Source organism: Sphingomonas sp., assembly GCF_050725575.1.
Lineage (GTDB): Bacteria > Pseudomonadota > Alphaproteobacteria > Sphingomonadales > Sphingomonadaceae > Sphingomonas.
The window spans coordinates 1-8,406 of record NZ_JBOHHW010000089.1 but is presented as its reverse complement, the minus strand read 5'-3'; the positions used below and the strand labels follow the sequence as shown (position 1 = coordinate 8,406).

General features: G+C 59.7%; 4 protein-coding genes. All 4 read left to right on the top strand.

The window, feature by feature from the left end:
* On the top strand, positions 1-1,160 hold a 1,160-nt coding region (locus ACRECS_RS27105; RefSeq protein ID WP_431586085.1), incomplete at its 5' end, for a Calx-beta domain-containing protein.
* A 62-nt stretch (positions 1,161-1,222) separates the two neighbouring features.
* Complete coding sequence (locus tag ACRECS_RS27100; protein WP_431586084.1) at positions 1,223-5,320, top strand: hypothetical protein; 4,098 nt, start codon at positions 1,223-1,225, stop codon at positions 5,318-5,320.
* Between the two features lie 161 nt (positions 5,321-5,481).
* Complete coding sequence (locus ACRECS_RS27095; protein ID WP_431586083.1) at positions 5,482-8,025, top strand: RHS repeat domain-containing protein; 2,544 nt, start codon at positions 5,482-5,484, stop codon at positions 8,023-8,025.
* 17 nt (positions 8,026-8,042) lie between these two features.
* Positions 8,043-8,406, top strand: a 364-nt coding sequence (locus ACRECS_RS27090; protein ID WP_431586082.1) for a hypothetical protein, incomplete at its 3' end; no start/stop codon positions are given.

Below are 8,406 nucleotides of genomic sequence, written 5' to 3'. Positions count from 1 at the left end.
TTGCCGGATCGGACTATACTGCGACAAGCGGGACGCTGACTTTCGCGCCGGGCGAAACCAGCAAGACGATCAGCGTCGCCACGATCGACGACACAAGCGTCGAATCCGCCGAGACGGTGCTGGTCAATCTGTCGGCCGCCTCGGGCGGGGCGACGATTACCACGGCCCAGGGGTCGGGCACGATCAACGACAATGACGTCGCCCCTCCGCCAAGCTTCGCGATCTCCGGGGCCGCATCCGTTACCGAGGGCGGAACCCTGGTCTATACGGTGACCAAGACCGGTTCGACAGCGGCGAGCTTCACGGTCAATTTCGCCACCGCGAACGGTACGGCCATTGCCGGATCGGACTATACTGCGACAAGCGGGACGCTGACTTTCGCGCCGGGCGAAACCAGCAAGACGATCAGCGTCGCCACGATCGACGACACAAGCGTCGAATCCGCCGAGACGGTGCTGGTCAACCTGTCAGCCGCATCGGGCGGGGCGACGATTACCACGGCCCAGGGATCGGGCACGATCAACGACAATGATGTCGCCCCTCCTCCGAGCTTCGCGATCTCCGGGGCCGCACCCGTTACCGAGGGCGGAACCCTGGTCTATACGGTGACCAAGACCGGTTCGACAGCGGCGAGCTTCACGGTCAACTTCGCCACGGCGGATGGCACAGCCGTTGCCGGATCGGATTACACTGCGGCCAGCGGCACGCTCACTTTCGCGTCGGGCGATACCAGCAAGACGATCAATGTTGTCACGATCGACGACACAAGCGTCGAATCCGCCGAGACGGTGCTGGTCAATCTATCGGCCGCCTCGGGTGGGGCGCCGATCACCGCGACCCAGGGATCGGGCACGATCAACGACAATGACGCCGTCAATCAGCCCCCGGTCGCAAATGCGGATACGGGGTCTGTGCCACGCTGCGGCAGTGATTTCTTCAATGTCGTTGCGAACGACACCGATCCCGAAGGAGATTATCCGCTCACGGTGGTCAGTATCACCGGCTCCCCAACCTTCACCGTCGCGTCCTCCACCTCGGTTCAATACCGGAACTCGACCACCGCAGGCACCAAAATCGGCACTTATGTCGTGCGGGACGCCCGCGGAGCCCAATCGACCGGAACGATAACGATCACCGTTCCCAGCGGAGTTTGTGAATGAATTACCGTGCCACCGCTCCGCACCGCCCCCTCGGACCGAGGGGCCGGGCGATGAGGCCTGCAGTGCGTCGCATGCTGGTGCGCGTTTCGGTCGCGGCGATACTGGTGGCCGCACCCGCCACCATGGCCGCAGCCGAAAGCCCGGCGGTCGTCATCGCGACCGCACCGCTGGTCCCGCCGGCCACCGCCCTGACATATTATGGCAACCCGGCCAGTCCGGCGGTGCCGACGACGCGTGATCCATTGATCCAGGAAACGGCGAGGTCCCTGCGGTACAATATCGACCTGATTTTTGAGCATGTCCGGGACAATGTCGAATATGTGCCGATCTTCGGCCTCCAGAAGGGCGGGCGCGGGGTTGTCCTCGACGGTGCCGGGACCGCTTTCGATCAGGCACAGTTCCTGGTGGATGCCTTGCGCGAATCCGACGCGGTCAGCGGATCGACCTATCAACCAAGCTATACGATGGGCCAGATCACCCTTTCAGCCAGCGATTTTGCGAGCTGGACCGGTGTGTCGGATGCCGCGGTCGCGACCAAATTGCTGGCCAATGGCGGCATTCCCGCAACCGTCACCGGATCGGGCAGCAGCTTCACGGTGACGATGGAACATGTCTGGGTCACCGCGAAGGTGGGCGGTGTCAGTTACGCCTTCGATCCAAGCTACAAACCTCATGCCGACCGGGCGGGGATCGGCTGGCAAGCGGCCTCCGGCTATTCCCAATCAGCCCTGCTGGCGAGTGGCGGCGGTGCGAATTCGGCCGTCGTTCAGGGGTTCAACATTGCGGCCTTCCGGCAGGCGCTCGACGGCTACCGCGCCAATGTCGAGCAGAATATCGCGACGAACGCACGCGGCATGCGGGCTTCGGCCGCCTTTGGGGAAAGGAATATCGTCCCGCATCCACAGGCCGAAAACCGCCGGACATCACTGCCCTATGTCGTTGCGACGGACCGGAGCTGGACCGGGCAGATTCCGGATATCTACCGGTCATCCTTCACGGTCTCGCTTGGTGGGACCGCATACGGAACCTATTATGCCGATACCGTGGGCGAACAGATGCTGCGGTTCAATTATCTATACAATGCCTCGACCAACGGTTTTGCCGCCGCCGGCGCCGGTAACCCTTATACGCCACCTGTCATCGCGGGGGCATCGGATCATGATTGCGACCAGTATCTGGGCTCGCAACCCGCGGCTGTGCCTGCGGTCGCGACGATCGCGATCAATCATCCCTATGCCGCCAATTCGGGCAGCTATGCCGACCGCGTCCTGAGCAAGCCGCTTGTCACCAAGAGGTGTGCGACCGGGCAATTCTATGTGTCGAACGACTGGGGCTATACCGGCACCGGCACGTTGAGCCGGATGAGGCCGGCTGCCTCGCGCCTGCGCTATGACCCGAGCAACCTGCTGCCGTTCACTTTCGGTCCGACGGTGGCCAATGTTGCCAGCCAATATTCCGCGCTGCTTAATCTCGCATCCTTCGCGCGACCGTCGGTCTACCAGATGCACGACCTGATCGGCGTGTTCACGCTCGACAATGCCAATAATGCGATGACGATCCCGGGGCAGACAAGCTTTGAACGTGCCACGTTTCTTTCGCTGGATTTCGAAGCGGCGGTAAGCGCGATTGCGAAGGACAATACGACCTCTGGCCATATCGGGGCCGCCTATACCGCTGGCCTGGGCCTCTCCTACGCAGAGGGCAGTGTACCGCGCCAGGAAACCGATGCGGTTTACGATATGGCGGCGCTGACGCTGTTCACCCAACAGGATACGCGGGCAACGGTACCGGCAAGCTATTCGACTTACCTGACCACATCGGCGAACTGGTCCTCGATCTCAGGAAGTCTCAGCCAATATCTGCCCGACGCGAAGAGCGCGATGCAGACTTATGTGAATGAGGGATATTCGTTGCTCGCGCCACAATATGGCCAGCTTCGCCAGCCCCAGATTTCCGTCCCGATCAGCGGCGGGCCGCCGAACCGTACGTCAGCGCTTTGGGAAGGCGTCAATACCTATGGCAATGGCGGCGAGCTTGTCCGTTCGACGTTCCTGGCTTGGCGCCCCGGCACCAGCGGCATCCCGGACCGGATCGCACTGGGTATTTACGATCCGCGCCACAGTCGCGTGATCAAGGGCGGCGTCGGGGTCGCGATCGATTCCCCAAGCGGCGCCATCCGCAAGCCCGACCCGCCCAAGGCAGCCAAAGCGGAGATGATTAGAGCCACGATCAATATTGACGGGCGCAGTGGTGCGCTGACCTATGCGCCGGGGACGGACCTTGTCGACGGTCCTGGCGACTTCCCCTATTCGCTGTCGCTCAAGCGCGCTTATGATCAGCGTGACGGCACCAATTACGGGTTGGGCGTCGGCTGGAAGAGCAATTGGAATCAGGTCGCCGCTTTCTCCAATGATGGCGTGGCGACGCTGGGCGGCGGGGGCGCGCAGGCAGTCGCCAGTGCGCTGGTCGGGCTTTACGCGCTGAGCGATCTCGTCACGACCCAGGATGCCCAGCACCTCTATGCCGCGACTCAAGTGGTCGGCTGGCTGGCCGATACATCGATCAACAATGTCGTGACGATCACCTCGGGCCTTGACGGTGAGCAAAGCTTCTATCGTCAGCAATCGGGTGCCTATGCCAGCGGCAGCGCCGATGGCTCGACCCTGACCCAGGCGGGTACTCCAGTCACCGGGATCATCAACCGCCGCCTCTACAGCCCGGTGAGCCTTAGCTATGTCGATCATTCGGGAACGACTCGATCCTATACTCAGGTAGGCGGCGTCGGCTTTCCATCGGCCGATCTTTCATCGCCTGGTATCGTCAGCCCTCTTTCGAACAAGTCACTCTATCTGACGACATGGGCATTCCCAAGTGGCGTCAATATCAACGCGACCTATTTCAATACTGTCGCGACTTCCGACGTTGTCGGGTTGAGTACCGTTGCGAACAATCTCGGTTCGTACATTCGCATGAGCTTCTACGACTATGGGGCCTATAATCCGACCCCAACCTGCCCCGTCGCCTTTGACCCGCCGGTATTTACGCCTGCCCGGCCCGCCAGCATCGTCTATCAGACGTCGTCCGGCCTGACGGCGACCTATGCGATGGGACCACAGGTCGGCTTCACCCTGATCGGTGATCCTGACCAGATTCTCTGCGACAAGAACAAGCATGTACCGCTGAAGACGACCAATTATCTGTCGGGGACAAAAAGCTTCACTGATGCCGCCGGCGCGACCTGGGCTTATGGCGGTGCCAATGTCTTCGGCCCCTACGATGTCTATTCCACCCTTGCCGTGTTTTACAAACCAAGCCTGCCGGGCATCGCCGACGTCACGATCAGTTTCGGCGGCGACGAGCATGTTCGCGCACTGACGGATGCCAACGGCAAGTCCTGGGCCTATTTCGCCAGCCCGTTCCGGTCGGAGGCATTGAGCCCGACACAGGCGGCCGCCAGCCCGGCCAACGGTACGACAATTTATTACGACCGTTGGGGTCAGAAGGTGAGGTCGATCGATCCGCTGCTGCGGACGACCAGCACGCGCTACAATGATCTCGGGCGCGTCGTTGAGACTTATGCGCCGGAAGGGAATAGCGAGCAGACCGATTATGACGCGCGCGGCAATGTCGTGCAGAAAACGCAGCATGCCAAGCCGGGAACAGGGCTGCCGGATCTGGTGACGATCACCAGCTATGTCGGCGGGCCGACGCTTGCGACATGTTCGAATGTGGCGACCTGCAACAAGCCGGCGTTCGAAATCGACGCGCTGAACCATCGGGCAAGCTACAGCTGGGATGCGACGCACGGCCAATTGCTCACGGCGAGTTCAGGGCTGAATGCGGCCGGCGGCTGCCTGCTCGCCGGGGGCGTGTGCCCGGTCACGACATTCGGCTATGGCAGTTTCGCGGGCGTGACGACGCCGTTCGGCATATCGGCGCTTGCCGGCACGCTATACCTGCCGATATCGAAACAGGAACTGATCGCGTCGGGGAATGCGACGACGACGAGTTTCGAATATGACAGTGCCAACAAGTTCGCGCTGAAGGGGCAGGTGGTCGACAGCGCCGGGTTGGCGCTGCGCACCTGCTACACATTCGATACCGCCGGACGACTGATCGCCCAGACCGATCCCAAAGCAGGGCTGACATCATGCCAGTGAAGCTGTTCACGTCATCGCTACAGGCCTGCCGTCGGATCGGGCTGGCTGCGTCGCTTGCCTTCGCCGCTATCTCGGGCTGGGCCGGCGCGGCGCAGGCACAAACGCTCGCCTCGCCCTATACCACCGGCTATCGCTGGGACGGCGAGGGGCGGCTGACCGGTGTGATCAAGCCGGATCCGGACGGCACCGGGCCGCTGACCTTTCCTGCGGTGCGCTACACTTATGATGTCGATGGGACGCTGACTAAAACAGAAACCGGTGCGCTGGCATCCTGGCCGGGTATGACGGCGCCGGCGAGTTGGAGCGGGTTCACCGTCTTCCAGACGGTCCTGGCCAGTTTCGATCCGGGCGGCAACAAGATCGAGGAGCGTGTGCTCGGCAATAACGGCAGCGTCCAGGGCGTGACCCAGACGAGCTATGACGAGGATGACCGCCCCAATTGCGTGGCGACGCGGATGAACCTGGCAGCGATCCCGGCGCTGCCGACCGCCTATAGCAAGACGTTTGCCTGTACGCTTGGAACGACCGGAAGCGACGGCGAGGACCGGATCACCCAGACGCTGTACACGGCCGCGGGCGAAGTGCGGCAGACCAGGAAGTCGGTGGCGACGGTCGCTCCGGCGCTCGAGCAGGCCTATGTGACCTATACCTATACGCCCAATGGCAAGCAGGCATCGGTGACCGACGCCAATGGAAATAGCGCGGCCTATACTTATGACGGGTTCGACCGCCAGGTCGCCTGGTCGTTTCCGTCGAAAACCACCAAAGGCACGACCGCCCCGTGCACGATCGGCACGATCAGCGAAGTGGGCGGCATCGCCGGCCCTGTCGAGAGCATCAGCCCCGGGGACGATTGCGAGAAATATGCTTATGACCGCGGCGGCAACCGCGCGAAGCTGATGAAGCGCGATGGGCGGGTTATCGGCTATAGCTATGACGCTCTCAACCGCGTGGCGATAAAAACGGTGCCGGACGGATGTGCGCCGATCCAGGTCGGCCCCTGCCCCTCGGCCCTGGCAACGCGTGACGTCTATTATGGTTATGACCTGCGGGGGACTCAGAGCTACGCCCGCTTTGACAGTGCGACCGGCGAAGGCATTACCAACATGTATGATCGGGTCGGGCGGCTGACCAGCAGCACGACTGCGATCAGCGGACTGAGTGCGACCGTCGGGCATAGCTATGATGCCAATGGCAATCAGGTGACCACGACCTATCCCGACGGGCAGATCTTCACCTTCGGCTATGATGGTCTCAACCGCCAGGAATCTGTCTTTGACCCATCCGGCGGGCGCAATGTGCTTGTGGCATACCACCCGTTCGGCGGCGTTCAGGCGCTGTACCGCAATTACGGGTCGACCGAATACATCTATGATCCCATTGGCCGGCCAGCCATGGCGTCGTACCGATTCACCTCCGGCCTGCGACCGCTCGACACCTCATTCGGCTACAACCCGGCCGGGCAGATCACCACACGAACGCGAACCAATAATGATTACAGGTTCACCGGTTATCCGAATACGGGCATCAGCAACAGTTATGCGGTAAACGGGCTGAACCAATATACCGGCATCGGCGCGGCGACGTTCGGCTATGACCCCAATGGCAATCTGACCTCGGACGGAGCAGGCAATTCATTTGGCTACGATGTCGAAAACCGCTTGATCACGCGATCCGGCGGGGCCGCGACGGCGGCGCTGGTCTGGGATCCGCTGGGGCGGTTGTTCAGGGTGTCGGGCTCGACCAGTTCGCCGACGGCGAGCACGGACACGCGGTTCCTGTATGATGGCGACGCGCTGATCGCGGAATATGGCGCCGCCAACCAGTTGCTGCGGCGCTATGTCCATGGCGCCGGGACGGATGACCCGCTGATCTGGTTCGAGGGCGCCACGACCGATTATTCGGTACGCCGGTTCCTGTTCGCCGACCAGCAGGGCTCGATAATCGCAACGACCAACCCGGCGGGCACCGATACCGCGATCAACGCCTATGACGAATATGGCATTCCGAATGGCTATGGCACTGCCGCACCGGGGCAGTTCGGGCGGTTTCAATATACCGGACAGGCCTGGCTGCAAGAGCTTGGCATGTATCATTATAAGGCGCGGATCTATTCACCGAGCTTGGGGCGGTTCCTGCAGACTGATCCGGTTGGGTATAAGGACCAGATCAATCTTTATGCTTATGTCGGGAATGACCCCGTCATGGCGCGCGATCCTAGCGGAAAGCAGACGTTCATTCCACGCAATGACGGGGACCATGTTATTGTCGTTTATCCGGAACAAACGGAGACCCATCGTCAAAAACGCCATGACCCAAACGGAACTGCTAGTAATAGATATCAGTCTCCAATGACAAAACGCCAGGCAGAAATACTTGCGGTAAAAACCATGATCGCTGCCGAAAGGGAAGGAACTTTTGGCCCAAGCGACAGAGGAACCACCGCCTATGAGAGCAATCAAAGCGGTTTTATTAGCAGCCTAGGATCGGATGGAGAAGATATTAATCGAGTGATAACAAAGCCACTAAAAGATATTACAGATCCAAAGATGATTGTATCAGTTGCCAAGGAATTAGCGCGACCCCAACTGGCTGCTGCCATGGCCCTTTCTATAAAAATCGGACGCCCTGCAAGGGTTGAAGTGATTATTACACAGTACCCCCGAGACGAACGTGATCAAAACCTAAAAAGTAATCCAAAATAGCATGAGGTGATTTAATAATGCGGGCTATTGTTTTTCCCAATGAAGACGGTGACAATGCTCCACAGAACATCTCTTCTATAGATGACATTAATCAATTTAGATTGAATCGCGTATTTATTGAGACAAGCTCCACTGTAATTAATATAGAAATACACCTAATAGATTGGTTAGTTAACTTAACAAATTTGATAAATGCCACTGGAAAAACAGAGATAAGAAATCTGATGTCGTTCTCCGGTGATACCTTCTCGGGAAAAAATTTATCTGATGGCTCTATATCTCTCATTCTATGGGACATATATATAAAAAAACCTTTTGAAGTCGAATTCAAAACCGAGGAGGCTCGTTATCTCCATGGTGTAGTACAAAGCTATGTTCAGG